General features: G+C 65.2%; 18 protein-coding genes and 1 pseudogene. 8 read left to right on the top strand and 11 right to left on the bottom strand.

Annotated elements, in window-relative coordinates; all coding sequences use genetic code 11:
* Window positions 1-21: 21 nt before the first annotated feature.
* From XAN126_RS0115570 to XAN126_RS29070, 8 genes and pseudogenes are all read right to left on the bottom strand, one after another.
* Window positions 22-1,851 carry a 3'-5' exonuclease gene (locus XAN126_RS0115570; protein WP_024279516.1) on the bottom strand — a complete coding sequence of 610 codons (1,830 nt, stop codon included), beginning with the start codon at window positions 1,849-1,851 and terminating at the stop codon, window positions 22-24.
* 10 nt (window positions 1,852-1,861) lie between these two features.
* Window positions 1,862-2,284: a DUF6508 domain-containing protein gene (locus XAN126_RS0115565; RefSeq protein WP_024279515.1), complete on the bottom strand. Its 423-nt coding sequence runs from the start codon at window positions 2,282-2,284 to the stop codon at window positions 1,862-1,864.
* Window positions 2,281-5,118 (bottom strand): site-specific DNA-methyltransferase, encoded by a 2,838-nt coding sequence (locus XAN126_RS0115560; RefSeq protein ID WP_024279514.1) that lies wholly within the window; start codon window positions 5,116-5,118, stop codon window positions 2,281-2,283. The genes XAN126_RS0115565 and XAN126_RS0115560 overlap by 4 nt, the downstream gene beginning before the upstream one ends.
* On the bottom strand, window positions 5,118-8,126 hold the full coding sequence (locus XAN126_RS0115555; protein ID WP_024279513.1) for a DEAD/DEAH box helicase family protein: 3,009 nt from the start codon (window positions 8,124-8,126) through the stop codon (window positions 5,118-5,120). Before XAN126_RS0115555 ends, XAN126_RS0115560 begins: the two co-directional genes overlap by 1 nt.
* A 96-nt stretch (window positions 8,127-8,222) precedes the next feature.
* Window positions 8,223-9,335, bottom strand: a complete 1,113-nt coding sequence (locus tag XAN126_RS0115550; protein ID WP_024279512.1) for a tyrosine-type recombinase/integrase — start codon at window positions 9,333-9,335, stop codon at window positions 8,223-8,225.
* A gap of 16 nt (window positions 9,336-9,351) precedes the next feature.
* A complete protein-coding gene (locus XAN126_RS27235; RefSeq protein ID WP_155982320.1) occupies window positions 9,352-11,223 on the bottom strand; it encodes an AAA family ATPase in 1,872 nt (623 codons plus the stop codon).
* A gap of 618 nt (window positions 11,224-11,841) precedes the next feature.
* A complete protein-coding gene (locus XAN126_RS28370; RefSeq protein ID WP_155982319.1) occupies window positions 11,842-12,882 on the bottom strand; it encodes a hypothetical protein in 1,041 nt (346 codons plus the stop codon).
* A 224-nt stretch (window positions 12,883-13,106) separates the two neighbouring features.
* Window positions 13,107-13,363: pseudogene (locus XAN126_RS29070) on the bottom strand (SOS response-associated peptidase); the annotation flags it as partial.
* Window positions 13,364-13,784: 421 nt separating this feature from the next.
* Here XAN126_RS29070 and XAN126_RS0115540 point away from each other — a divergent pair.
* The 3 genes from XAN126_RS0115540 to XAN126_RS0115525 all read left to right on the top strand — a co-directional run bounded on the left by XAN126_RS0115540 (window position 13,785) and on the right by XAN126_RS0115525 (window position 17,263).
* The gene (locus tag XAN126_RS0115540; RefSeq protein ID WP_024279510.1) at window positions 13,785-14,438 is read left to right on the top strand and encodes a hypothetical protein; all 654 of its coding nucleotides are present in this window, start codon (window positions 13,785-13,787) and stop codon (window positions 14,436-14,438) included.
* 244 nt (window positions 14,439-14,682) lie between these two features.
* Entirely contained in the window at window positions 14,683-16,359 is a 1,677-nt protein-coding gene (locus tag XAN126_RS0115530; RefSeq protein ID WP_024279508.1) for a B12-binding domain-containing radical SAM protein, read from the top strand.
* Window positions 16,360-16,477: 118 nt separating this feature from the next.
* Entirely contained in the window at window positions 16,478-17,263 is a 786-nt protein-coding gene (locus XAN126_RS0115525) for an SGNH/GDSL hydrolase family protein (RefSeq protein WP_024279507.1), read from the top strand.
* Window positions 17,264-17,279: 16 nt separating this feature from the next.
* On the opposite strand, the gene XAN126_RS0115520 is transcribed toward XAN126_RS0115525, so the two are convergent.
* The gene (locus XAN126_RS0115520; protein ID WP_024279506.1) at window positions 17,280-17,942 is read right to left on the bottom strand and encodes an alpha/beta hydrolase; all 663 of its coding nucleotides are present in this window, start codon (window positions 17,940-17,942) and stop codon (window positions 17,280-17,282) included.
* Between the two features lie 68 nt (window positions 17,943-18,010).
* On the bottom strand, window positions 18,011-18,943 hold the full coding sequence (locus tag XAN126_RS0115515) for a ring-cleaving dioxygenase (RefSeq protein WP_024279505.1): 933 nt from the start codon (window positions 18,941-18,943) through the stop codon (window positions 18,011-18,013).
* A gap of 420 nt (window positions 18,944-19,363) precedes the next feature.
* On the opposite strand from XAN126_RS0115515, the gene XAN126_RS0115510 reads away from it, so the two are divergent.
* Both XAN126_RS0115510 and XAN126_RS29065 read left to right on the top strand, forming a co-directional pair.
* Window positions 19,364-20,686: a tetratricopeptide repeat protein gene (locus tag XAN126_RS0115510; protein ID WP_024279504.1), complete on the top strand. Its 1,323-nt coding sequence runs from the start codon at window positions 19,364-19,366 to the stop codon at window positions 20,684-20,686.
* A 13-nt stretch (window positions 20,687-20,699) separates the two neighbouring features.
* Window positions 20,700-21,725 carry a FecR family protein gene (locus XAN126_RS29065; protein ID WP_024279503.1) on the top strand — a complete coding sequence of 342 codons (1,026 nt, stop codon included), beginning with the start codon at window positions 20,700-20,702 and terminating at the stop codon, window positions 21,723-21,725.
* 6 nt (window positions 21,726-21,731) lie between these two features.
* Here XAN126_RS29065 and XAN126_RS0115500 read toward each other — a convergent pair whose 3' ends face one another.
* On the bottom strand, window positions 21,732-22,910 hold the full coding sequence (locus XAN126_RS0115500) for a hypothetical protein (RefSeq protein ID WP_024279502.1): 1,179 nt from the start codon (window positions 22,908-22,910) through the stop codon (window positions 21,732-21,734).
* 251 nt (window positions 22,911-23,161) lie between these two features.
* On the opposite strand from XAN126_RS0115500, the gene XAN126_RS0115495 reads away from it, so the two are divergent.
* From XAN126_RS0115495 to XAN126_RS0115485, 3 genes are all read left to right on the top strand, one after another.
* Window positions 23,162-24,169 carry an ABC transporter substrate-binding protein gene (locus XAN126_RS0115495; RefSeq protein ID WP_029877250.1) on the top strand — a complete coding sequence of 336 codons (1,008 nt, stop codon included), beginning with the start codon at window positions 23,162-23,164 and terminating at the stop codon, window positions 24,167-24,169.
* Window positions 24,170-24,325: 156 nt separating this feature from the next.
* On the top strand, window positions 24,326-25,108 hold the full coding sequence (locus XAN126_RS0115490) for an ABC transporter ATP-binding protein (RefSeq protein WP_024279500.1): 783 nt from the start codon (window positions 24,326-24,328) through the stop codon (window positions 25,106-25,108).
* Window positions 25,109-25,112: 4 nt separating this feature from the next.
* Complete coding sequence (locus XAN126_RS0115485) at window positions 25,113-25,886, top strand: ABC transporter permease (protein ID WP_024279499.1); 774 nt, start codon at window positions 25,113-25,115, stop codon at window positions 25,884-25,886.
* Window positions 25,887-25,889: the final 3 nt, after the last annotated feature.

Here is a 25,889-nt window from a genome sequence, read left to right as displayed (position 1 = left end):
CGTTACCCCCTGCCTTGCGCGTCAGGCGTTCTCCCCACCTGCGAAATCGACGAGGTATTCCGAAGTCGGCGCGACCCCCGACAGCAAGAGATGCTCTCGCGCCCGTGTCGCCGCCACATAGAGCAGGCGGCGCTCGGTCTCGTAAATGTCGTCCAATTCGGCTTCGTCGGCGGCGTCAGCGATGCGCTCATCGAGGGGCAGGGTGCCCTCGTCGCAGGCCATCACCACCACGGCGCGGAATTCTAACCCCTTGGCGAGGCTCATGGGCGCGGTAGTGATGCGCTCGGCTCCGGCGAGGCTGGCGAGGGCGGCGCGGGCGCGGGGCACCAGTTCTTCCGTGCGCACGAATACGCCGATCTCCTGCGGCGCGATGCCCTCGGCGAGCCAGGAGGAGACCGCCCCCTGCACGCGCTCCGCCTCGGCTTCGGTAGAGGACAGGCGCGCCACCTCGGGCGCCGGCCCGTCGAAGACGGAGACGATGCCGCGCCGCTCGTCCTCCAGCCCGTCGGCGTCGCGCAGCACGGTGGGCAGCAGGCGGTCGGCGGCGCGGCGGATCTGCTGGGAGGTGCGGTAGCAAACCTTCAGGGTATGTGACCGCCCCCGCACTTCCACGCCCAGACCGGCCCAGGAGAAGGGATGCTGGAAGATGCGCTGGCCGACATCGCCGGCGAGGAACAGCCCGTCCGCGCCAGCGGGGGCAAGCGCCGCGAAGAAGCGCAGTTCGGCGGGCGCGAGGTCCTGCGCCTCGTCGATCACCACATGGTCGAACGGACGCGCCGCGCGGGCGGCCAGCGCATCGGCGAGGGAGGAGAACACCTGCGCCCAGGTGGTGTAGCGCTCGGCCGCCAGCGCCGTGCGCACGGCCGCGAACACCGGCCAGAGGCGGGCGCGCTGGTTGGGGCCGAGGCGGCTCTTGCGGCCCATGCGCGGCACGCTGGTGTAGGCATCGAGAGAAGATAGCCCCCACGCGTCCACCACATGGGTCCATTCGGAGAGGAGGAAACGCTCGGAAAAGCCCTTGAGGCCGGTCTCGGCGGCGGCGGCGTTCAGGCGGGCGCGCAGCACCACGTCCGAGGCGATGCGCGGGCGCACGCCGTGCTCCAATTGGCCGGCGACGCGGGCGGGGCCGTTGAAGCTGCGCTCCACCAGCGCCCGCTGGGAGGGGTGCAGGAAGACGCCCCATTTCTCCCACGGAAAGGCGAGGGCCTGCTCCAGCTCCTCCTGGTTGGCGATGAGGCGGATGCGGCGCTGGGCATCGGGATGGGCGAAGGGGTCGGCGGCGGGCACCGGCGCCGGCGCAAGGCGGCCGGTGGTGGCGTATTGCAGCAGCGCCTCGGCGGCCTCGGCGGGCAGATGGGCGGCGAGGGCGAAGAAGCCGTCCTCATTGACCGCGCGCACGTCGGCCAGCCAATCCGCCGGCACGCCGAGGGAGAGGAGGGTGTCGTCGTCGAGGCCGGCGAAGAGGGAGGGAAGGGGCGCCGGGGCGGGGCGCGGAGTGGCGGGCGCGGCCCCATCCTCCACACGCTCGCGCACCTCCACGATCTGGATGGCGCCGGTGCGCGGATGCGCCTCGATCCGCCGCCGCTCGGCCCAGGCATAGGCGGCGTCGTGGTGGTCCACATAGGCCAGCAGCAGGCTGTCTCCGGTCTTGTGGACGACGAGGCGGATGTCGCGGTTGACGCGCACCGACCAGAAATTGGGGTCCTTGGATTTGTCGATGCGGTGCAGTTGCAGCCCGTTGCCGGCCGGCCCCATCTGCAGATCGAACACGCTCGCCTTCACCGCCTTCTGGTCGGGACCGGCGAGGCGGTTGAAAGCGGAGGTGAAGGTCTCGGCGATGAGGAAGGTCATTGGCTGCGCGTCAGGCTGGTGTTGCAGGCGGCACTTCATCGATAAGCGCGGCCGCGCGCTCGCAGATGCGCAGGATGAGACCCGACTCGAAATGCTCCAGCAGCGCGCCTTCGGCAAAATGATCCTGCCGGATGCAGGCGGTCATCAGGCAGGCGAGGTCATCGGCGGTCGCCGACGCGAGGTCCGGGCTCTCGAAGAGGGATGCGGCTTCCGGAGACCTGACCCATGCGGGCCAGTCGAAATCGCGCCTGATCCACGAATGCTGGCCAGCCGCCTCGATGAAGGCGCTAACTTCCGGAGCGTAGACGACGTAGGGCATCTGGAAGACGCGCGGTTCCGTCTCCTCGCCGCCCGCCCATTCTCCGGCCTTGAAGGTGGGGTCGCGGAACTTCGGGACAAAATCGGCCAGTGCTTGCAGGTCTTCGCGTGTCATAGCGTGTAAACCTTCATCACTTCATCCCCATAATGACTGATCACCTTCACCGCGATCCTGCGCCCCGCGGGCCGCGGGAAAGGGCGCGACGTGTCGGAATAGAGCGTCGCCCAGGCTTCCGCGTCGATCTCCGCCTGCAGGGCCGTCTTGAGGCTCTTGTAGGGGTCGTTGGCGCCGAGGAAGTAGGCGTGGCGGACGAAGAAGCTTTCCTCATTATAGTCGGTGTCGATGAACCAGGCGGCAATGCCCGAGGTGTCGTTGGAGCGGATTTCGCCGGTGTTGGGGTCGAACACGTCCATGCCTTCGACCTTCACCCGAAGGTCCGGGCCGCCGTCGTCCAAAATCTTCACATCCGGCTCGCCGAAGACGACGAACATGTTGCCGCGCCCGGTGTTCTTCAGTTCGTCCGACATGTGCATGTCGGGATTGATGCGGGCTTTCAATATCTTAAGGCTGCCGAGGCTGCCGAGTTCGGAGGAGTGGGCGTCGAAGTTGAAGGCGCAGGCGATGAGCACGTCGAAGCGCGCGTCCACCGCCTCGCGGGCGGCGGCGACGATGTCCTGCCGGCCCACCGTGCCGTATTCCGGGCCGATGAGGATGGCGGCGCGGCGCTCGGGGCCGCCTTCGCCCTCGATGAAGGTGCCGCAGGCGCCGATCCACTGGCCGGGCCAGGGGGTGAGGCTCTCGAAGGTGATGCGGTCGCCCTTGGCCTGCTGCTTTACGCCCTCGGCCTTGAGGTAATCGATGACGATGGCGGAGAAATCCTGCCCCGCAAGATCGGCGTCTGCGGCGGGGCGGCGGCCCTCCTCGGCCTCGATGAGGTCGATCAGTTCCTCCTCGCTCGCCGGCAGCACGCGGTGGGGGGAGAGGCTCTCCACCGTGAAGGGGCCGGCGACGCGCACGCGGGAATTGTCCGCATAGGGCTTGTCATAGAGATATTCCACCTCCGCGCGGGCGGCGATGGCGGCGTCGATCTCCTTCTGGCGGGCGATGCGCGCCTCCCACCATTTGGCGTGCGGCTCCCGCGCGGAGGCGGGCGCACCGGGGGGAAGCTCGCGCGGCACCTGCCATTCCTCGTGGGCGGTGCCGAGCGCGGCGTTGAGGGCGGCGCGCAGGGGCTCCAGCACCTGCTGCCACTTCTCCCAGATGTCGTCGATGAGGTCATTGCGAGCGATATCGCTGAGCATGATGTGTGGTACGCGTGCGTAGACGAAGCCCTGGCGGATGTCGCCGTGCACCGGGGTGTCGGCGGGCGGGCGCTTGGTGAGTTCGGCCTCCTTGGCGCGGCCCTCGCGGCTGTCGGCGAGCAGATACCAGGGGTAGCGCGCCGCCATCAGCCGGGTGCGGGCCAGCGCCAGCGCCACGCGGGAGGTGTCGATGGTGATCCAGCGCCGGCCCCATTGCTCGGCAACATAGGCCGTGCTGCCTGAGCCGCATGTGGGGTCAAGTACGAGGTCGCCCGGATCAGTGGCCATCAATAGGCAGCGCTCGATAATCTTCGGAGCAGTCTGCACAATATATGACTTATCTTTTGATCCCATGGTATCAAACCACAAATTCGTCTGTGGAGTCAGGCCAAAATCAGACTCCTTCGCGCGGTAGCGAAGGCTTGTTTTTTTTGACCAAAGCCTATCTGCTTTATTTAGGCGAGACATACCTTCTGAATTAACTTTCCAACTATTTCCGGGGGCAGGCCGGAATTCTCGACCCTCCATAAACACAGAATATAATTGTGTTTTAAATTCTCCGCCTCCGATCAGCGGGTTTGCGCTGTCTTGATCAGACCACTCTTTTTCCAAGAAAATTGATCTGGTTTTGCAAGAAATTTTCGACTTTGCGTAATAAATTATATAGTCGTTAATGGGTTCGAGCTTTCCACCTTTTTGGTTTCCTGTTGTTTTGTAGATTATTGTAGTAATCTGATTTTTTTCCCCAAACACCTCATCCATCACCGCCCGCACGCGGTGGACATTCTCATCCCCGATCTGCACGAAGATGGAGCCGCTCTCCGTCAGCAGGTCCCGCATCACGGTGAGGCGGTCGCGCAGATAGGTGAGGTAGGAGTGGATGCCCTCCTTCCAGGTGTCGCGGAAGGCCTTCACCTGCTCCGGCTCGCGGGAGATGTCGGTCTGCTTGCCGTCCTTCACGTCGCGCGAGAGGGTGGAGACCTGCCAGTTGGAATTGAACTTGATGCCGTAGGGCGGATCGAAATAGATGGCCTGCACCTTGCCGCGCAGGCTCTCGCGTTCAGCTAAACTCGCCATCACCTGCAAAGAGTCGCCGAGGATCATGCGGTTCGACCAGTGCTGGTCGTGCTGGTAGAATTCCGCCCGCTGGTCCGGCTTCAGGCCGTTGAAATCGCCGAACAGGTCCGGCGCATCGCTTTCCGCCTCCCGCCGCGCCTGCGTGCGGCGCTTGAGGTCGTCGATGATGGCTTTCGGGTGGATCTTCTCCTGAATGTAGAGCGGCGGCACGTTCACCACGAGGTCCGACCAATCCTGCCGGTCCTTGCCCCGCCACACCAGTTGCGCGTCGGACAGCGTGAGCGTGCCGGTGCGCGCCAGCTCCTCCATCTGCGCCGGCGTGATGGTGATCTTCGCCCCGTTCCAGATCAGCTCCGGCTGCCGCGGCTCCTCGCCCGTGCGCGTCTCGCCTTCGGCGAGCGGACGCGCGCGGGGATAGGACACCGGCGCCATGGGCGCGGCATCCTCCTCCCGCCGGAAGAAGCTTTCCATCTCCGCCGTGGGAATATTGATGCGCGTCGCCTCATTGTGCTTGAGCGCATCGACGGATTTCGCGGCTTTGGTGCCGGACGAACGGGGGGAGCGGGCCATTACGCGGCACCCTTCTTGATGTGTTGCGCGATGAAGGCGTCGAGGTCCTGCGCCATGGACGATCCGTCGCGGAATTCGGCATAGGCCCAGCGGCCGAAGCTGCCCAGCGCGTTCACGCCGGGCACCCACAGGTCGCGCGTTGTTTCGGCTTTCGCCTTGTCGGTCTCGTTGCGCTCGCCCTTCACCTCGATGACGAGGTTGAGCGGCTCCGCCCCGCCGTCATCCACGCGGGCGAGGAAATCCGGCACGTAGCGGCGCATGACGCCGGCGTCGAGATAGGGAATCTCGAAGCCCAGCGCCTGGTTGCGGGCATAGGCGAGGACGCGCGGATGCGCCTCCAGCGCCAGGGCGAGGCGCTCCTCCCAGCCGGAATCCAGCACCACATGGCTGATCTGGCACTTGGGCGGCTGCGCCCCGGTGCGCCAGCAGGATTTCGCGGTGATGAAATTGACGAAGCGGGTGGAGCCCTTCGGATTGTAGGGGTCGAGCACCGCCACCACCCGCCCGCCGCCGCCGCGGGTCAAGGCGATGTCGATCTTCTCCGCCGCGCGGTCGAGCTGGTCCTGATAGAGCAGGACGCCCATGGGCACGTCCTTCGTCACCAGATAGCCCTCCTCGATCCAGCGGCGGGCGATGCGCTGAATCTGCGGGAAGAGGTGCTGCTTGGGCACGTCGTCCTCGTCGCGGAAGCGCGAATAGAGCAGGTGCTTGGCGAGGTTGAAGCTGATCTCGGACGCGCGCAGCCGCGCCAGCACCGTGGGCGAGATGGTGACGCCCGCCCCGACGATCCCCTCCATGAGCACGGAGGTGGGGCCGATATCCTCCGGCGTGATGACGAGGCGGCTGTCCTCCGAGAAGGTCGGCTCCAGCCGCTCGCTCTCCAGTTCACGCCGGTAGCCGCTGACGCGGGGAAAGACGATCTCCAGCGCGCCGCGCTCCCTGATGGCGTGGACGCGCGTCACCGGCTTGGGCGGCGCCACCTTCGTCTCCTGCGGGGTGGAGGCGAAATCGAAGGGGATGCCCATGATGTCGGCATATTCCGGCTCGAACAGGCCGGTGGCCGGGTTCTCCTCATAGGATTGCCGGCGCAGCGCGCGGCCCACCACCTGCTCGCACAGAAGCTGCGTGCCGAAGGCGCGCACGCCGAGGACGTGCGTCACGGTGTTGGTGTCCCAGCCCTCGGTGAGCATGGAGACCGAGACCACGCAGCGGATCTGCTCGCCGAGGCGTCCGGGGCGGCCCACGGTGTTCATCACCTCGCGCAGGAGGTCCGCCTCATCCACCTCCGCACCGATGCTGCCGGCGCCCTGGCGCGCTTGCAGTTCGCGCTTGAACTGCTCGATCTCCGGCCCCGCCGCCTCGCGGAAGCTCTTGTCCAGGCTGCCGCCGGCCTCGATCTGCCGGCTGTCGATGAGCAAGGTGCGCGGACGCGGCAGGCGGGCGCCGTGGTCGTCATAATTGCGGAACAGCTCCAGATGGCCGGGGAAGAAGCCCGCCCGCTCGCCTTCGCCCCCGGTCTCCCAGCCGGCGATCCAGTCGAACACCAGTTTGGAGATGGCGGTGTTCTGGCACACCACGATGAAGACGGGCGGCACCCCGATGCCCGCCCGCTCCCACGCCGCGAACACGCTCTCATAATGGCTGTAGAGGGCATTGAGGGCGGTCTTCAGCAGGTTCGGCAGGTCGTGCGGGCTGAGCTTGCCGGCGCCCGAGGCGGATTTCGGCAGGTTCTTGCTGATCGCCGTCCAAAGATTGCGGAACACCACGGTGTTGGTCTGGGCGAGATTGTCGCTCACGGGTACGCGCGGCAACTTCACGATGCCGCTCTCGATGGCGTCCATCAAAGAGAAGTCGGACACCACCCAGGGGAACAGATAGCCCTCCGGATAGCCCGAGCCGCGCAGGAAGAAGGGCGTGGCGGAGAGGTCATAGACCGCGCGCACGCCACGCCCGCGTCCGCCCTTGGCGAGCTGCCGGTCCAGTGCCTCGATGCCGTTGATCCACAGCCGCGCGGCCTCCTCATTCTCCGCCGCCTCGCGCCGGTCCTCGGCGGTGAGCTTGCTCTCGTCGTCGCCGCCAACCTTGTGGCGGTAGCAGTGATGGGCCTCGTCATTGATGACGTTGACGCGCTCGAACTTCAGGAGCTTGCCGCAGGCGCGGTCCAGCATCTCCGCATCGGTCTCAGTGGTGCGGATGGGCTCGGGTGCATTGCCCTGCAGGAAGCTCCGCGCCACCTTCGGCAGCGCCAGCGTCTCGCGGTGCTGGAAGGCGTGGTAGTTGGTGATGACGATCTCGGCGCGGCGGATGTCCGGCAGCATCTCCGGCGGCACGATCTCCCGCGTCTCGAAATAATTGTCCGGCTCGCTAGGCAGCAGCACGCGCAGCCGGTCGCGGATGGTGATGCCGGGCGCGATGATGAGGAAGGCGCGGGAGAAATCCTTCGACGCCTTGCGCGCCGCATTCACCGCCTGCCAGGCGATCAGCATGGCCATCACGGTGGTCTTGCCGGTGCCCGTCGCCATCTTCATGGCGAGGCGGAAGAGGGCCGGGTTGGCCTCCTCGTTGGCCTTGGCCAGCTGGTCCAGGATGCCTTTCGTCGCCGCCCGGCGGGGGGCGACCTCGGTCAGCCAGATGATGGTCTCCACCGCCTCGATCTGGCAGAAGAACGGCTTCGGGCCGTTGAAATTGTGGTGCCGCCAGTGCTCCAGGAGGCGCTGCGTCGCCGCCGTCACGCCCCAGTCGGCAGGGTTGCGCAGGGCGCGCCAAATTTCGAGGTAGCCGCGGATCTCGTTGATGAGGGCATAGTCCGTATAGGTTTCAAGATCGAGGGCGCCCTGGCCCGCCGACGCCTTCTTCCGCGACGAGGGAACGGGCGCAATGAATCGCGCCGGCCGTCGCCCGGGCCGCGGCGCGCCATCGAGCGGCTGCCCATGCGGATCAAGCGGGTGGTGCAAGGCGGGCGGGCGATAGGGCGAATTCAGGATCGGCCGCTCGTAGAAGCTCGACAAGGTGCGAATCCCCTCAGAATGCAACCGGCATCATATCGGTACACCTCCTCATGCCAACGCTTTCGAATTCCCAGGGAGCATCCTAGGCAAGGCGACTTATGGTTGTTGCAATCCGGCCAAGGTTGCGATTGCTGCAGCAATGTCTTTCGGGGCAATCTCCCGGCGTCCCCCGATCTCCCGCCGCTCCCCAATCCCCCGCATCACCTCCCCCTGCCGATGCACCGGCAACGTGCCGTAGCTGGTGAAGGTGGTGAGGGCGTCCTCGTGGCCCAGATTCTGGGACCACGCCTTGAAGGCTTCCGGCGGCAGCTGGAGCTTGTAGGCGAGTTGCACGAGGGTGTGGCGGAAGCTGTGTGGGTTGGCATAGGGCAGGCCCGCCGCCTCGAAGGCCGCGCGGACGATCTTGCGGACCGGGCCGGCGCTCGTCCAATGCTGCCGCGCGAGCCCCACCGCGTGGAAGCCGCGGGCGGGATCGGCCGCGGTCTCGGTGGCGGGAAACAGCGGATCGTTTTCGCCCCAGAGCTTTTCGATCCGCACGTAGCGCACCCATTCGGCGACGATGGCCTTGATGTCGTCGCCCACCGGGAAAAAGAACGTGGTGAAGGTCTTCGCCCGCTTGGTCGCAACCTCGCGGGCGTCCTGCTCCAGCCGGCCCGTGGCCACATCGATGTGCTTCAGCTTGAAGGTGATAAGCGCGCCGTCACGGGCGCCCGTGAGGATGAGGAAGGCGATCAGCGCCCGATCGCGCTTCTCGATGTCGGTTTCGGCCGGCATCCGCTCCAGCACCGCCCGCACCTGCTCAAGGCTGGGCACGGGACGTTCGCGGCGCGCGGTGGCGATGCGGGCGTCGCGCGCGGTGGGGGTGAAATAGTCCGCGTCGGCCGGCGTGAGGACCCGGCGATAGCCCGGCTCCATGGCGAGCCATGCGAAGAACCGCTTCAGGGCCGTCAGCGTCGAGGTGACGGTGGCGGCACTAAGCTTCTCGCCGGTGCGGGCGTTCGCCGCTTTGGCGAGGTGGTCGCGGAAGCCCTTGGCCTGCTCGATGTGAAACCTCTTGAAGTCGCGGTAGGATGTATAGTGCTCGAAGCGGTGGAGTGCTTCGGCCGTTGCGGAGATAGAGGCATCGCTGCGGCCGAGGGCGAGGCGCTGGAATTCGAGATATTTGCGCTTGATCCGCTCGTTCGGGCGCCTGGATTTCAGGCTGGGCATTTCGGTATCTCTCAAGTCACGATTGAGCATGGGGGGTGTCATCTCGCTTAGGCGTGGATGGCCCCTGCAAAATCTTTACGTCCAGATCGCTCGCAGCCACACGCCACCGCGTCATGGCCACCGCCCGGTGCATGAGCGCGCCGCACCGGGGGCAAAGCCCCTGAAGAGCGCCGAGTCGATCGTTGCGCGGCACCAGATCGGCCATGTCGCCGGCAGGACGGACAGACTCCCGGCACCGGAAGCAATAGAAGCGTCCCGGTCCCGTCGGGTGCTTGCGGGCGGCCCGGCGCTCTAGGAGGAAGGTGCGGACGTCGGCACCGGCGAGGATGACGGGGCGGTGGGTGTCGGCCACCGGCAGCCCCTGCTTGATCCACAGGCGCACCGTGTTCTTGTGGACCTTCAGGGCATCCGCCACCTGCTCCACCGTATAAGGCAGATGCATATGGATGCGCCGCGGGTTGATCCGGCTCATCGCCATGGTCAGCGCGCGCCCGTCTCGATGAGCGCGCGGATGTCTTCCACGCGCCAGACGGTGATCCTTGAGGCTTTCGGAGCCTTCTCGGTCGCAAAGCGGACAATGATGTGGATCTTCCCAGTCGGGGCTATCGATAACTTTAGTACCAGCTTGGTACAGCTGAAGCATCAGATCGCCCGCCGTCTTTGCCAGTGTGTCATCTCTCTCCAAGGCGCGCGCCGCGAGCTGCTTAGCACGTTCCTCCGTAGGGGCGTGGTGATTGAGCTTTGAGAGGTCGTCGCGCATTCGAATGCATGCACCGAGGCGCTCACGCTTGGGGCCTCCCTCGGCATCCTTAATGGCGTCAATGCAGCCATCGATGTCGATCGCGTTGAACTCTTTTCCTTCGCAGTGTGGCTTAAGAGGCGCGATCTGCACCAGCGCCTCGTGGCATTTGGCCCGGGCGGCGTCGAAGTCGAGTTTTTCCAGCGGTGCGCCTATGAGTGCGTCATAATCCTTGGCGATGGCGGCCGACAATTCCTCCGAAGCCCGTTCCTCCCTCATCTTCGCTTGGGTGCGCTGGGTGGTTTCGAAGTGGTTGTTAAATGCCCGAGTGTTTGACAAACTAGCCAAAGCTTGACGAAGATCGCTGTATGCTGAGAGGCCGAGGAGGCCGGAAAACGTGCGCCCCCTGGAAAGTGGCGGCGCGGCGATGAACTTCTGGAATGTTGGCCCGTCGAGAAACACAAATTCCCTGTCGAGCCCAGTCAATATCGACTGGGCATCCCACGACCCGGTGGCGCTCACGGTCCGCTGTCCGAGCGGGCTGCGGACGACGGTAATTTCGCACTTTTGTGCGCCGGGCTCCGCGACTAGCCGGAGCTTGATAGTCGACTGTCCCGTCGAGTGAAAGCGGTTATGGTAGTAGTCACTCTCCCGTTCAGTAGCGGGTAAATCGTCCAACCACGGCAGGGTACCGGTGATCGCATAGCGCACTGCGTCGTAAACTGACGTTTTGCCCACGCCGTTAACGGCCGAGACGCTGCTGACCGTGTTGGGGTTAAACTTTAGTTCGAGAGGCTGACCTTCGTTGTTGACCCCCCGGAATCCCTCGATTGAAACTCCCTCCAACAACCATCCGGTTACCGTCGGAAGCGGTGACTGTTGCGGTGCCGGCGGCGTAGCGCTGCCAGCCGCCGCAATGACGCCGGCTGATTTTTTCGCTCCATTATCTGGTTCAGCCTCACAAGCCTTAAGTAGTAGATTCCATATTTCGTCAGTTTTGTGGATATTATTGATTATAGAAGGAAGTATTATACATAGTTCTGACGCCAAATTTGAGTCTATTTTAGTGATATGAGCTTTAAATGCCTCTAGATTAATGTCGAAACTTACATTTTCATCAAATTCTAGATTTGTCATTTTCTTGGCCATCATTTTCCTCGTTTGCGATAATATTTGTCTTGATCCGAGGTGCGCGGCGGAGCTGCCGCAGCCGATATACTTCTCCTAATCAATACAGAATTGAGTAAATTTGCTAAAGGGGATCTTTCTTCACTCCGCGCGCGACTATCTGAAGCGCGCCGGCCATAATTGGAGGCCTAAGTGCCTTCGCCTATTCCTGCGGCACCGTCATCCATTTTTCAGTTTCTCCGGCTTCGTGAGGATCACGGGCATGGCCTTCGGGTAGATGCTGGCGACCGGCCCGCGCAGCTCGGTGGTAAGGAGCCCGCCTCTCCTAACTTGAGAGGCGGTTCAATCGACGATTTCACGCTGTCCTCCAGCGATGCAGGTTGACCCAGTTCGTAGTCGAATTATGCGGGCCGTTCGACGGAAGGGCACGGCCCGCAAGCTGTTGGTGCGCAAGCTGTTGCATAGGTTCGGCTATCTTTTGGTTTACATCGTCGCGATCTACCAAGCATGCCACGGTCTACAAAGGCCTCCGCAGCTTGGCCCCTGTCCTGCCCGGTTTAAGGCAAGCGTAGTGGCGAGTGGGGATACATCTCCGTGCGCCGGTTCGCGGTCCAAGGAGGCGGTGTCAAATCAGCGCCATTACTTTAATTTGCGAACCCAGAAGTCTGGTGGCTCGACAAAACTGCTCATTAAATCCGCTTCATTGCTATACAGACTTGGTACGCAATCATAGAAGGCGATCGACTCGCGCCGATCTGTCACGAAGGTTTGATATGCATCCCGCCCTGACTCCTCGCCTTTAGCTGGCATGTTCAGATTCACGCGTTTCCAAGCGTTTGTTGGCGGGTTAGGAAAATCAGTCAAAACGTATTCGACTTCTAGGAATTCTCCCTGAAGAGTTTGCGTGACGCTATAAACTTTCGGATGGTTCGGCCCGATCTTTGGAATTTTCGGAGCAGGCACAAAAATATTTCTAATTCCCTTTGTTGTGACATTTTGTCTTGAGTTATACTTTGGAAAATGCGGAATTATCTGTGTATTATATTCAACGTCCTGTCTGCGAATGAGGCTGTAGGCTGACACGAAACGCGCATGTGAGTCTGTCATGAACGACTCAGCCCATGGAGATCTAGGGACATAGGTGGATTGCTGGCTTTTTACTTTCTCAATCGCGACCCTTGCAGTTAGCCAGAGGGAAGCCAGTGGTGCGGTTGTGAAAAGTCCCGTAACGCCATCGACGCCACGTATAGAGCCGATAATGTCATGTAGTCGATCCGAGTCTCTCTTGATATCGGGAATGCTATCGTTTATATAGCGCGGATCAAGATTGTCGTGAAGTCGTTGGCATATAGAGTTGGCCTCTCCGAAGAGTGTTGCGAGGGTGTTGCCCTTTAGCTCGCCTCTGATAACTAGCGGTAGGTTTATAAGAATATTTTCGATTTGCGCGATTCTATTGCTTATATCACTGAGTTTGCTAGATATTCCCGATAGCATGTCTTGAATTTTGTCGAGCTGCCGCATGAACCCATCGGAGCCCTGCTCTGAATTGCGTATCGCACGATATGCCTCGGAAAGCGCGACAATCGCATAAACGATAGTAAGGACTTCAAATGTGCTGTAGTCTGGGTACTTAGCTCGAATAGCGTCCGCGCTAGATTGTGCAACAAGTCTCTTGGCCATTGGATTCCCCCCTGTTTGGCTCATTCGAGAACGACGCTAGACGCCCGCGGGTGCCCGTCCCCGATAGGCGCGCTGCTTCCTCAATAACAACCTTCGGAACGTTTCCCGTCCTACTTCTTCATTTTGAAGATAGTGCAACCGAGAGTCGAGAGAAAGAAGCAGCTTTCGGTGGTTGGTCTAGTGAACGGCGCTACGCAGCGGTTTTCCGGCCCCAGTCAGCGCTACCGGCGCGTGCTCGACGTGTTGCGGATGTTCGTTGTCCCGCTATCCGGCGGAACCGCTGCAATCCCTTTAAATCGACCCGTTGGCCCTTGCCCTCCAGCTTCGCGGCGCGCTTCTTGGTTGCCTCCATCAGCGCCGGTTGCGACGACGGCATTCCCCATCGCGCCATGGCAAGCTCGCGTGCGCCGTCCGAGCCCGTCGGCACAATGGGTGCCTCGTAGCCCGGGAATGTGCTCGGTTGAGGGGGTAGGTTGCCGACCAAGCTCCGCGTAGGGCGTCAGATCAAGGATCGCCTGGACGTCCGAGGCGTGGCTTTAGAGATTGCACATGGGGCGGAGCTACCGCACAGCGCCGCGCCGACACCAGCCCCTTTCCAGCCCGCCGAGCACACCCCCATTGACGTCAGAGATGCGGAGCTAAAGCTATAGTTCGGCACTAATTGAAGGATTCACTTTTCCTTGAATGGCGAGGGCGGGGCATTTGGTGAGAAAAAGCCCACTGCGAGCTGTTGCGGTTGGGTGAAATAACTAGCTTTCCCACTCAGCTACAGGAGATTGATTTTCCGAGCCCACAGCGCCCCGCCCCTGGGCACCATTCCTTCCAAAAATCGCATGATCGTAGAAGGATAAGCCACCTCAGGGTGTTGCGCCTGCCCGGCTGTGATACACGGGTGTGCATCAATGCTCTTTCGGCTGGTCCGTCCGATGAACCGCAAGGGGACGCAGAACAAGCACTATATGCGTCGCATTCCGCGCGATGTGCGTGAGCTTGCGACCGGTCTCCCGCACAATCTCCTTGATGGACTTGCCGCGCACGAAATGTTCGCGCCGGATCGCCCCGCTTCGCGCCAGACCATCAAGCTGGAGGGGGCCGTCGCGGTCGGATCGCGGGCCGTGCTGCTGTGCGCGGCGGAGGATCCCAACTTCATCCTCCACATCGCGGGGGTCGTGGACCGGATCAAGGAAGTGGTGCGTGACCTGGTGTGCGAGAACGCGCCTGAAGACTACCAGCTCGCGTTCCGCCTCTACGGCATCGACGGCGTTCGTCCGCTCGACGTCGACGGCGTGCCGCCATCTCCCCATGAAGTCTTCATACTCGGTGAGTGTCTCTCGCCAAACCCGGATCGCGCCATGCAAGTGATGCGAACGACAAAGCAATATCTGCTGCATCTGGGGTTCGAGGGTCGCATGTCGACCGCAGGGAATCTGGCCTTTCCCTTTACGCCTCCGGAGGTTGATCTTGGAGCAGCCTACAGATTCAACATTTATCACATCATCGAAGCCGACGAAATCGCGGCGCACTTCCCGTTATTTCTTGAGGAAATAAAAATATAGGATAGGTGGGGGTTGGCATGATCTCCCATCTCGATGCCCATATGGGGCCGACCCATCTCGTGCGCGACGGGGCCATCTCGGACGACAACCAAACGGGGGGAAGCGACCCTGACGCGTCCGTGGCCGCGCAAGCCGTGGCCGCGATCCAGCTTGCCCTTGAGGCCACATCGTCCGTTGCGATGACACGGTCCCGCAACCGCCCTATGGTCATTTGCGAATCACGTGGGCGGCGATAGGGGCGGCGATGTCGAGCGTCCGGGTACTGTTACTTTATCCTCGGTTCGCGCAGGACAGCTTCTGGCGCAATCTGGAGCTGGCGCGGCTCAAGGGCGCGCGCTGCATGGCGCCGCCGCTGGGCCTCATCACCGTTGCGGCGCTTCTGCCGGCGCACTGGGAGGCCCGGCTTTGCGACCTGAACGCCCGTGCGCTGGACCCGGCTGATCTCGAATGGTCGGACGTGGTGTTCGTCAGCGGCATGCTGCCCCAGCGCCAGGAGGCGCTGGCCGCCGTCGCCGCCATGCAGGCGGCGGGCAAGGTGGTGGTGGTGGGCGGACCGGACGTGTCCTCGAGCCCCGAAGCCTATGCGGCCGCCGACTTCCGTGTCCTCGGCGAGGCGGAGGCGACGCTCTCCGCCTTCGTCGAAGCCTGGGAGAGTGGTGCCCGCTCCGGCCTCATCACCACGCCCGAGGAGCGGCCGGCCGTGACCCAAACGCCGGTGCCGCGCTTCGATCTGCTTCACCTGCCGGACTATCTGTTCGTGGGCGTGCAGTTCTCCCGTGGTTGCCCCTTCACCTGCGAGTTCTGCGACATCATCGAGCTGTACGGCCGGGTGCCGCGCACCAAGACGGCGGCGCAGATGCTGGCGGAGCTGGATGCGCTGTACGCGCTCGGCTATCGCGGCCATGTGGATTTCGTCGATGACAATCTCATCGGCAACAAGAAGGCGGTTAAGGCCTTCCTGCCGCACCTGATCGAATGGCAGCGGGCGCATGGCCACCCGTTCCATTTCTCCACCGAGGCCTCGCTCAACCTGGCGGACGATAGCGCGCTGCTGGATCAGATGGCTGAGGCCGGATTCTATCTGGTGTTCGTGGGCATCGAGAGCCCCGATCCCGAGGTCCTGCGCTCCACGCAGAAGAAGCAGAACACCAAGCGCGACATCGCCGCCAGCGTCCACCGCATCTATGCCGCCGGCATCGTGGTGATCGCGGGCTTCATCGTCGGCTTCGACAATGAGTCCCCCGACGCGGCGGACGCCATGGCGGAACTGATCGAGGAGGCGGCCATCCCGGTGGTTTCGCTGGGCCTGCTCTATGCGCTTCCCGATACCCAGCTCTCCCGCCGGCTTGAGCGGGAAGGGCGGATGTTCCCGATCAAGGAAGAGGACTTCCGCCACGGGGACCAGACCGGCGCCGGCCTCAATTTCGCGACGCTGGAGCCGCGCATCGACGTGCTGCGGCGCTACCGCGAGGTCTATGCCAGGGTCTATGCCCCGCGCGCCTTCTTCGGCCGCATCCGCCGGCTTTCTGAACTCGTCGGGCGGCAGGAAGGGGCGGTTGCCGCGACCAAGCCGCCCGCCGCGACCGAGCCGCCGGCCCCGCCGGCGCCCATCGACGTCAGGCAGATGGTCGCCGATCTCGGACGGCTGTTCGGCGTGCTCGCCACCGTCACCTGGCGCCATCCGCAGGCGGCGGTGCACATCTGGCCGGTGGCGCTGCGCGGGCTCAAGCGGCTGGACAGGCTGGAGCAATTGCTCTCGCTGGCGCTGTTCTACATGCATCTCGGCCCCTTCTCCCGGAAGGTGGTGCGCGACGTCTCGCGGCAGATCGCCGAGATCGAGGCGGGCCGCTGGACCGATCCCCGGGAGAGGGAGGATGGGCGGCCGCAAGAGGGGGCAGCGCCCATGCGCGCGGCAGAGTGAGGCGCGGCGGAGTGAGGCGTCCCGTGGAGCTTTGCTGTTGACGTCGCGCGCGCCTTGGGTTCAATCCGCCCCGGCGCCCGCCCGGCGGGCTCCGTTTCTTCCGGATCGGTCCTTCCCCATGTGCTGCCTTCGTTTCCTTGCGGTCCCGCTGCTCGCCGTTCTGGGCGGTATCCTTGTTGCCGGCGGGCCGAATGCCGCCAATGCCGCGGGCTGCACGGCGCGGCCCTCGCCGGCGCTGTCTATGCCTGCCGGCGTCAAGGCGCTCAGGGAGGGCCAGCCCCTGCGCATCCTCGCCATCGGCTCCTCCACCACGGCGGGCGTGGGCGCATCGAGCGGCGACACCAACTATCCGAGCCAGCTCGCCCATCGCCTGACGGCGGCACTGGGCGAAGGGCGGGTCGCCATGGTGAATGCCGGCGTCTCGGGGGAGACCGGGCCGTCCACGCTGGCGCGCCTCAAGTCGCTCGTGCAGACCCAGCCGGCGCCTCAACTGGTGCTGTGGCAGGTGGGGACGAACGACGTGATCTTCGGCGGCGATCCGACCCGGCTGCGCGCCACGGTCGCGGATGGCCTCGCCGCCATCGCGGCATCGGGCGCGGCGGTGGTCGTCATCGACCAGCAGTATTTCCCCGGCATCAACGATCTCGCCCGCTATGAGGCGTTCGTCGCGGCGGTGAATGCGGCGGCCTCGGCGCGCGGCGTGCCGCTGCTGCGCCGCTACGCCATGATGAAGCAGTGGGCCGCGGAAGACCCGAAGGGATTCCGCGGCACCCTGTCGTGGGATAGCTTTCACATGAATGACGCCGGCTACGCCTGCCTCGCCGATGCCTTGGCGCCCGCCATCATCGCGGCGGCGAAGCAGGGCGGTGGCGGCGGCACGGCTTCGGCCAAGTCGGCGCGCTGAACCGGCGCGCTGAGCCTCAGGCCGCCGCCGCGCCGGTCCGCGTGAGCCAGTCGCGCATGGTCGTCATGTCGGTGGGCGTGAGGCCATGGCCGCCCGGCAGCGTGTGGTGCTCCACGCGGGCGCCCCGCTGCTCCAGCTGGGCAGCCAGCCGGGCCGCGTTGTTCGCGGGCACGATGGGGTCGGCGGCGCCCGAGAGCATCAGCACCGGCGTTCCCGGAAGGGTGCCCGCCGGCGGGTTCGCCAGCGGCACCATGGCCCGCAGCAGGGCCGCACCGGAGAGCACGTCCGGACGCAGCATCAGCACGGCCGCGGCGATGTTCGCGCCGTTGGAGAAGCCCACCGCCACCGGGGCGGCAAGGCCATAGGCGGCGCGCGCCTCGCCGATGAAATCGGCCAGCTCGTGGGCGCGCCGCACCACGTCCTCCTCATCGAACACGCCTTCCGCCAGCCGGCGGAAGAAGCGCGGCATTCCGCCTTCGCTGATCTTGCCGCGGGGCGACAGCAACGCCGCGCCGGGCGAGAGCATCCGGCCGAGGGGGATGAGATCATTCTCGTCGCCGCCGGTGCCGTGGAGCAGCAGCAGCGGTGCGGCGGCCGGATCGGTAGCGGGCACGAAGCGGTGGGTGAAGGAGAGGGCGCTCCGCGCGGGGGCGGCAAGCGCATCAGGAACGGTGGTCATTGGGGCAGTTCCTTTCCGGCCCGGCCGCTGGCGCGGCCGGGCGATGATGGGGTGTCGGGCCTGTCCGCTCAGGCGACCTGCGGCAGAACCCGCTCGATCTCGGCGCGGTGCGCCTCGTACTGGGCCGGCAGCTTCAGCGCCTCGCCGAGATGCTCGGGCGCCTCGTCCACGGCGAAGCCGGGATCGTCGGTGGCAATCTCGAACAGGACGCCGCCGGGCTCGCGGAAGTAGACGGAGCGGAAGTAGTTCCGGTCCCGCTGCTCGGTGACGTGACGGCCGTGGCGGGCCGTCAGCTTCTCCACCATCTCGGCCTGCGCCGCGTCGTCAGCGGCGCGGAAGGCGATGTGGTGGACGCTGCCGCGTCCCTGCCGGCCGGAGAGGAAGCCGCCAGCTTCGCGGATGTCCACGATGCCGCCGACCGCAACCCCCGGCGCCCGGTAGCGGATGCGGGTGCCTTCGCGCCCGGCCTCCTCGAAGCCGAACACGTCGGTGAGGATGTCCGCGGTGGCGCCGGCCTCCTTCAGCAGGAGGGTCACGGAATGCATGCCGCGGATGGCGTGCGCCTCCGGCACTTCGCCGCCGCCCCAGGCGGGCTCGGCCTCGATGCCGGGGACGCCGACGAGGGCGATGCGCATTCCGTCCGAGTCCTTGAAGGCGATCACCGTCTCACCGAAGCGCTTCTCCGGCAGGTCCGGCGAAAGGCCGGCGGTGACGAGGCGCTCGGTCCAGTAGCTCACCGCCGCCTCGGGGATGCGGAACGCAGTCTCCTGCGTCTCGCCCACGCCCGCCCGGCCGATGCCGGCGGATTCCCAGGGGAAGAAGGTAAGGATGGAGCCGGGCGAGCCGGCGGCGTCGCCGAAATAGAAGTGATAGGTGCCGGGATCGTCGAAATTGACGGTCTTCTTCACCAGCCGCAGCCCGAGGGTGCGGGTGTAGAAGTCCAGATTGCGACGGGCGGGGCCGGCGATGGCGGTGACGTGGTGAAGTCCGATGCTGCGCATGGGTCTGCTCCTTGATCCTCTGGGCGGCACCGTGGCCGCCGTTGAGATCAACTTATGCAAGCATTGATGGAATGAAAGTCTATGTTCATTGCATCCGTGCAATCTGAAAATGCGAGGGGTTTTGGCGGTCCCAGGCGCGCTGTCCTGCGAATTGCGAGGACAGGATTGCGTGGCGGTATGATCTTGGCGCGTCGCCTAGGCGCCTGTGGCAAAAATGCTTTTACGTCACGGAAATGCGCATGAATCCTTGGCTTGTCCGGCGCGCGGAATCCCCTTCCGGCACCCGCAATGGTAAGGATCGCAGCATGGGCAAGGGGCGGGGCCTTGCCAGCAAAAGCCGGATGGTCAGGCATGCTGGTGAAGCGGTACAATACTCGGGTTGCGGACCCGAGCAGGGGTAGCTTGGGGGCGGGGGCGTCCGTGCGCGGCATCGTGCTGGCTATGGCGCTAAGCGTGCTGGCGGGACCGGCGCTGGCAGCGCAGCAGACCGTGCTGGCGGACTCCGACCCTGAATTCAACACCCTGTTCGACCAATCCATGAAGCGTCCTGCGGACGTGGAGTTGGCCTTCCGCCTTGCCCGGCGTGCGGTTGAGGTGGGCGACTACGAGGCCGCCATCGGCGTCTACGAGCGCATCCTCTTCTACAATCCCAAGCTGGTGCGCGTGCGCCTCGAGCTGGCGCGGCTCTATTACCGGCTCGGCTCCTATGAATCCGCGCGCGCCTATTTCGAGCCCATCGCCCAGTCGCCGGAACTGACCGGGCAGGAGCGGGACAACATCGCCGCCTATCTGGTGGAAATCGACCGCCGCCTCTCCACCAACCAGTGGAGCGTCTACGGGCAGGTGGGCGTGCGCTACCAGTCCAACGCCAATTACGGCCCCTCCAGCCGCCTCGTGATCGGGCAGGACGTGGGCGCTCTGCTGCCGCCGAGCGCGGCCGCGCAGGCGGACGGCAACGCCTTCGCGCTCGCCTCCATCCGCCACGTCTACGATTTCGGCAACCAGCGCGGCGATGTCTGGGAAACCAACCTCAATCTCTATTATTCGCAGCAGTTCCAGCTGCAGCAGCTGAACCTGGGCTTTGCCGAATTCAACACCGGTCCGCGCTTCGCGCTGGCGCCGGACGCACTGCCGGGCTCGTCCATCCGCGCCTATGTGCTCGCCGGCGGCGTGGCGCTGGGCGGCAGCGGCTATCTCGGCACCTATGGCGCGGGCGTCTCGCTCTATCTGCCGTTCAGCGCCTGGTTCGGGCTCGAGCCCTTCGCGGAGATCCGCCAGCGCGACTACCAGTCGTCGCAGGATTATCCCACCGCGTCGTTCCAGAGCGGCGAGATGTGGACGGTGGGCGGCAACGCCTTCGGCCGCATCACCGACGATTGGCGCTGGCGCGCGCGGCTCTCCTACAACGATGCCTCGGGCGACCTGCCCTGGTACTCCTACAACACCTTCGCGGTGGACCTCGCGCTGCCGTTCGAGTTCCAGGGCCTGTGGGGCGTGAAGCGCTGGATCGTCATCCCGAGCGTCGGCTACACGCGCTACAATTATGATGCGCCCAACCCGTTCATCACCCGGTTCATCACGGAACAGGATAACCAGTACCGGGTCGGCCTCGCGCTCGATGTGCCGGTCCACGAGCAGTGGGGGCTGCTGACGCAGGTCCAGTACAGCTGGTCCACCTCGACCTTGCCGAACTATGCATTCGACAATTTCAGCGTTTCCATTGGCCCGAACGTGCGGTTCTGAGGAGCAACGCATCATGCCCATCAGCACCCCCGCCCGTCTCCTGGCGTCCGTCGCCTCCCTCGCCATCGTGGCCGCCACCGGCCCGGCCCTTGCGCAGAACAGCGTCGGCACGGCCGCCGCGGTCAATCCCCGCTCCACCGGCAATGCCGGGTCTGGCGTGCGGACGCTGGAGCTCGGCTCCAGCATCATCCACCGCGAGCGCATCGAGACCAGCTCCGCCGGCAGCGTTCAGGTCCTTTTCGTGGACAAGACAACGCTGAACATCGGCCCCAACTCGAACCTCGTCATCGACGAGTTCGTCTACGACCCGAACGCCAAGGCCGGATCCATGGCGCTCACCCTCACCAAGGGTGCGGCGCGCTTCGTCGGTGGCAATGCCAGCCACACCGGTGGGGCCGAGGTGAAGACGCCGGTGGCGACCATCGGCATCCGTGGCGGCGTCGCGGCCATCATCCACCGCGACGGCGAGACCCAGGCCATCCTCCAGTTCGGCACCCTCACCGTGGTGGGGCCGGGCGGGGAGACGGTGGTGATCCGCCGGCCCGGCTTCATGGTCACGGTTGGGCGCGGCGGCATGACCGGTCCGGTGCGGGTGTCGCAGGCCCAGATCGATGCGGTCATCGCCCAGACCCGCAGCCAGACCGGCCAGACCGGCGGGCGCCGCGGCCCGGTCGCGGACACGACTGGCCTCGACCGTGGGTCCAGCCATCCGTGCGGCGTGCCGGTGCAGGGCCAGACCACCATGGACCTCGCGGCGGCGACCTGCCGGTCCGTGAACACCGAGCTTCAGGGCGAGGCGGACACCATCGCCCAGCAGGCCTCCCAGCAGAACCAGGGCAATGTCGTCATTCCCGTCACCCCGCCGCCTTATAGCTACGGTGGTGGTGGCGGCGGCTTCCCCGGCGGCTATGGCGGCGGTGGCGGCTTCCCGAGCTTCCCCAACCTGCCGACCTTCCCGAATATCCCGAGCTTTCCGGGCTTCCCCGGTGGCGGCGGTGGACCTATTGGCGGTGGCGGTGGTGGGCCGATCGGCTATTGAGCGAGCCTAGAGCAGCGCGCGGCAGCGCGCCGTCAGTGCGTCCAGAGGATCGCGGGCGGCGAGTTCGGACCGGTGCATCCGGCCGGCCGCCGCGGCGATCATGGCCATGTCCCTGTCTTCCAGCGCGGCCAGAACCGGCTCCGGCGCAACCCGTGCATTGGGATGGAACAGCGGGAAGTTGCGGCTGAGCCCGGCGGCGGCGAGCGCCTCGCCGTTCAGCCAGTGTTCCACATGCACCGAGAAGGTGACTTGCGGCACGCCCGCCGCCAGCGCATCCGCCGCCACCCCGGCGCTGCCCTGATGGATCAGCAGGCGAGTTCGGGTCATGGCCTCCGCCATGGACACTGGCCGCCCATGCACGATGGCCCCGGCCGCCGAAAGCGGCGCCAGCCAGGAGGGGTCAACGCCCGGCACGAAGATTTCCAGCCGTGGGGCCAGCGCCATCAGCACGGCGGCTATGTCCGGTCGTGAGGCCACGTCGGTGTGGACATAGGCGAAGACGGTGCGGGCATCGGGGGACGCCTCGCGCATGGCCTCGGTCATCACCGGGCCTTCCGCCTGCCGGCTGCGCAGGTCCGCATAGGGATCGAGCAACTGGAAGCTGCGCACGAAGGCGTCATCGCCGGTGAAGAGGGCACCGACGCGGTCGATGGGGGCAAGGCCCGTATCCGCCAGCGCGGTGTTGACCGCCGCGACCACTTCGCCATCCGGATGCTGGGACGGCATGAAATCGTGGAACACCGGCATGGCTTCGAGATCCGCCGGCGGCAGGCAATAGGCCGTGCTCACCTGCATCACCGGGCAGCGCCCGCGCGCGGCGAGGCCGGCGAGGGGGGCATAGTCGCAGACCATCAGGTCCGGCCGCTCCACATCCATCAGGTCGCGCCACGCGCGCAGCACCGGGCGCACGCTGTCGGGATCGCGCAGGCCGACGCGGGCGAGGCTGTCGGTCAGCGTCGCCGAGGCCGGGATGTGGTCGCCAGCGCGTGGGGCAGGGGCGGGCCATGGCGGCGCCTGCATCAGGCGAATGCCGGCCTCGACCAGCGGCCCGGCATTCTGCAGATGGCGCACCGCGGCCACCACCTCAGCGCCCGCCTCAAGGAGCCGCCGGCCGAGCCGTGCCAACTGGATGGTGTGGCCGAACCCCGCGCCCTGTTCCCAGGTGAGCAGCACCCGCCGTGCCATGGCCCCTCCGCTTGTCGGCATCTGTCATCGATGGAGTGGCCCAGGCGGCGGGATCTGTCCAGCAGGGGGAAAGGGCGCGGTTTGCACATGGCCTAAGCAATCTGCCGATCTTGAGGGCAGAGGCTGCCTGCCTCATCGTGCGGCAGTGGCCGATCCGCGACGGTCGGGGCGCCCGTGGCCTGCCGCTACGGCGTGCGGGGCCGCTGGCATGGCGGTTGCAGTCCACGGCAGCGAAACCGAGGAGCTTTTTCATGGGCCTGATGCGTTCCGTGTTCGCCGCCGTTCTCGCCACCCTGGCAGCGGCGCCCGCGCTGGCTGAGACCGACGTGAAATTCGCGCTCGACTGGAAGTTCGAGGGGCCGTCCGCCCCCTATTTCGTGGCGCTGGACAAGGGCTACTACAAGGCCGAGGGCCTCAACGTCACCATCGACAGCGGTCCCGGCTCGGTGGCCGGCATCGCCCGTGTGGCGGCGGGCACCTATCCCATCGGCTTCTTCGACATCAACTCGCTGATGAAGTTCCGCGACCAGAACCCGGACAAGAAGGTCGTCGCCGTCCAGATGGTCTATGACGAGCCGCCCTTCGCCATCGTCAGCCTGAAGAAGACCGGCATCACCAAGCCGAAGGACCTCGAGGGCAAGATCCTCGGCGCCCCCGCGCCGGACGGCGCCTTCGCCCAGTGGAAGGCCTTCGTGAAGGAGAACGGCATCGACGCCGAGAAGGTGAAGATCGAGAACATTGGCTTCCCCGTGCGCGAGCCCATGCTGGCCGACGGCAAGGTGGACGCCATCACCGGCTTCTCCTTCTCCTCCTTCTTCAATCTGCGCCAGAAGGGCGTGCCGGCGGACGACATCGCGGTGATGCTCATGTCCAAGCACGGCCTGGTGCTCTACGGCAACGCCATCATGGTGAACCCCGACTTCGCCAAGGCCCGTCCCGAGGTGGTGAAGGGCTTCGTAAAGGCCACCATCAAGGGCATCATCGACACCGCCAAGGATCCCAAGAGCGCCATCAAGTCCGTCATGAAGCGCAACGAGACGGCCGACGAGGCCATCGAGCTGGCCCGCCTCGAAATGGCGCTGAAGGACAACATCGTCACCGACTGGGTGAAGGCCAACGGCACTGGCGATGTTGACCCCGCGCGGCTGGCGAAGTCCATCGACCAGGTGGGCATCACCTACGAATTCAAGGCCAAGCCCACCGCCGCGGATATCTTCACCAGCGAATACCTGCCGCCGGCGAGCGAACGGAAGATGTGACCTGATCTTTCTCTAATCTGTCATGCCCCGGCTTGTCCGGGGCATCCACTCCTCGGCCAGAGGGTGGCAACGGCGCGCCGGACCTGCCTGTCGGCCCGGTTGGATCCCCCGGACAAGCCGGGGGATGACGGCGACAAAGCAGAATAGGGCCTCCCCGTGATCGTCCTCGACAATGTGACCCTGACCTATCCCGGGCGCACCGGCCCGGTGACGGCGCTGGCCGGCACCACGCTGACCGTGCGCAAGGGCGAGTTCGCTGCGGTGGTCGGCCCCTCCGGCTGCGGCAAGTCCACGCTGATGAAGCTCGTCACCGGCCTCATCCGCCCCACCTCCGGCACCGTCTCCATCGACGGCAAGGAGGTGAAGGGGCCGGTGAAGGTGGCGGGCATGGCCTTCCAGCACGCCAATCTCCTGCCGTGGCGCACCGTGCTGCAGAACGTGATGCTGCCGCTGGAGATCGTCGAGCCCTATCGCCGCCGCTTCTCCCGCGACAAGGCCGCGTGTCAGGACAAGGCCATGGCGCTGCTCAACGTGGTGGGCCTCGGCGCCTTCGCTGATCGTTTCCCGTGGGAGATGTCCGGCGGCATGCAGCAGCGCGCTTCGCTCTGCCGCGCCCTCATCCACCAGCCGGCGCTGCTGATGCTGGACGAACCCTTCGCCGCGCTGGACGCCTTCACGCGAGAGGAGCTGTGGTGTGTGCTGCGCGACCTCTGGCAGGAATTCGGCTTCACCGTCATCCTCGTCACCCACGATCTGCGTGAGGCGGCCTTCCTCGCCGACACCATCCACGTCATGAGCGCGCGCCCCGGCCGCATCGTGGAGACGCGGCAGGTGCCGTTCCCCCGGCCGCGCGATCTCGACGTGTGCTACCGGCCCGAGTTTACCGGTCTGGTCCACGAGCTGCGCAACAAGATCGCCGAAGTGCGGCAGGCGGCGTGAGATGATGAAAAAGCTCTCCGTTGAGAACCTCGCCCCTGTCTATTTCACGGTCGCTCTGTTCGTGATCTGGGAGGCCGCCTGCCGGCTTTTCAAGATCGATACCTTCATCCTGCCGGCGCCTACCGAGATTTTCGCCGCCATGGTGAAATACTGGTGGCCGCTGCTGAAGAACTCGTTCGTCACCCTGTGGACCACCATGGCGGGCTTTGCCATCGCGGTGGTGTTCGGCATCGCGCTCGGCGTGGTGGTGGGCTGGTCGCGCACCATCTATCGCGGGCTCTATCCGGTGATGATCGGGTTTAACTCCGTGCCCAAGGTGGCGGTGGTGCCCATCCTCATCATGTGGTTCGGCATCGGCGAGGTGCCGGCCATCCTCACCGCCTTCCTGATCTCCTTCTTCCCCATCGTGGTGAACGTGGCCACCGGCCTCGCCACCACCGAGCCGGAACTGGAGGACGTGCTGCGGGCGCTCGGCGCCTCCAAGCTCGACATCATGCGCAAGGTTGGCATTCCCCGCACCGGGCCCTATCTCTTCGGGGCGCTCAAGGTGGGCATCACGCTCGCCTTTGTGGGCGCGGTGGTGTCCGAGACCATCGGCGCCAATGCGGGGGTGGGCCATCTCATGGTGCAGGCTGGCTCCAACTTCCAGATGCCGCTGGTGTTCGCCGGGCTCATCTCCCTCGCCATCCAGGGCATCCTCATGTACGCGATCTTCGCCGTGTTCGAGCGGCGCATGGTGGCTTGGGCCTTCCGCTCGTCCCAGAGCGCGGGAGGCTGAAAG

The sequence above is a fragment of the Xanthobacter sp. 126 genome (genome assembly GCF_000526175.1).
Classification (GTDB): domain Bacteria; phylum Pseudomonadota; class Alphaproteobacteria; order Rhizobiales; family Xanthobacteraceae; genus Xanthobacter; species Xanthobacter aminoxidans.
The sequence above is the reverse complement of the archived record's forward strand: the minus strand, read 5'-3'. Positions and strand labels throughout refer to the sequence as shown.

Coding starts and splice junctions, on each gene's coding strand:
- XAN126_RS0115550 (WP_024279512.1), bottom strand. CDS start 9,335: ATGCCCAGCCTGAAATCCAGGCGCCCGAACGAGCGGATCAAGCGCAAA.
- XAN126_RS28370 (WP_155982319.1), bottom strand. CDS start 12,882: ATGGCCAAGAGACTTGTTGCACAATCTAGCGCGGACGCTATTCGAGCT.
- XAN126_RS0115500 (WP_024279502.1), bottom strand. CDS start 22,910: ATGGCACGGCGGGTGCTGCTCACCTGGGAACAGGGCGCGGGGTTCGGC.
- XAN126_RS0115565 (WP_024279515.1), bottom strand. CDS start 2,284: ATGACACGCGAAGACCTGCAAGCACTGGCCGATTTTGTCCCGAAGTTC.
- XAN126_RS0115515 (WP_024279505.1), bottom strand. CDS start 18,943: ATGCGCAGCATCGGACTTCACCACGTCACCGCCATCGCCGGCCCCGCC.
- XAN126_RS0115520 (WP_024279506.1), bottom strand. CDS start 17,942: ATGACCACCGTTCCTGATGCGCTTGCCGCCCCCGCGCGGAGCGCCCTC.
- XAN126_RS0115570 (WP_024279516.1), bottom strand. CDS start 1,851: ATGACCTTCCTCATCGCCGAGACCTTCACCTCCGCTTTCAACCGCCTC.
- XAN126_RS0115560 (WP_024279514.1), bottom strand. CDS start 5,118: ATGGCCCGCTCCCCCCGTTCGTCCGGCACCAAAGCCGCGAAATCCGTC.
- XAN126_RS29065 (WP_024279503.1), top strand. CDS start 20,700: ATGCCCATCAGCACCCCCGCCCGTCTCCTGGCGTCCGTCGCCTCCCTC.
- XAN126_RS0115540 (WP_024279510.1), top strand. CDS start 13,785: ATGCTCTTTCGGCTGGTCCGTCCGATGAACCGCAAGGGGACGCAGAAC.
- XAN126_RS27235 (WP_155982320.1), bottom strand. CDS start 11,223: ATGGCCAAGAAAATGACAAATCTAGAATTTGATGAAAATGTAAGTTTC.
- XAN126_RS0115495 (WP_029877250.1), top strand. CDS start 23,162: ATGGGCCTGATGCGTTCCGTGTTCGCCGCCGTTCTCGCCACCCTGGCA.
- XAN126_RS0115525 (WP_024279507.1), top strand. CDS start 16,478: ATGTGCTGCCTTCGTTTCCTTGCGGTCCCGCTGCTCGCCGTTCTGGGC.
- XAN126_RS0115530 (WP_024279508.1), top strand. CDS start 14,683: ATGTCGAGCGTCCGGGTACTGTTACTTTATCCTCGGTTCGCGCAGGAC.
- XAN126_RS0115485 (WP_024279499.1), top strand. CDS start 25,113: ATGAAAAAGCTCTCCGTTGAGAACCTCGCCCCTGTCTATTTCACGGTC.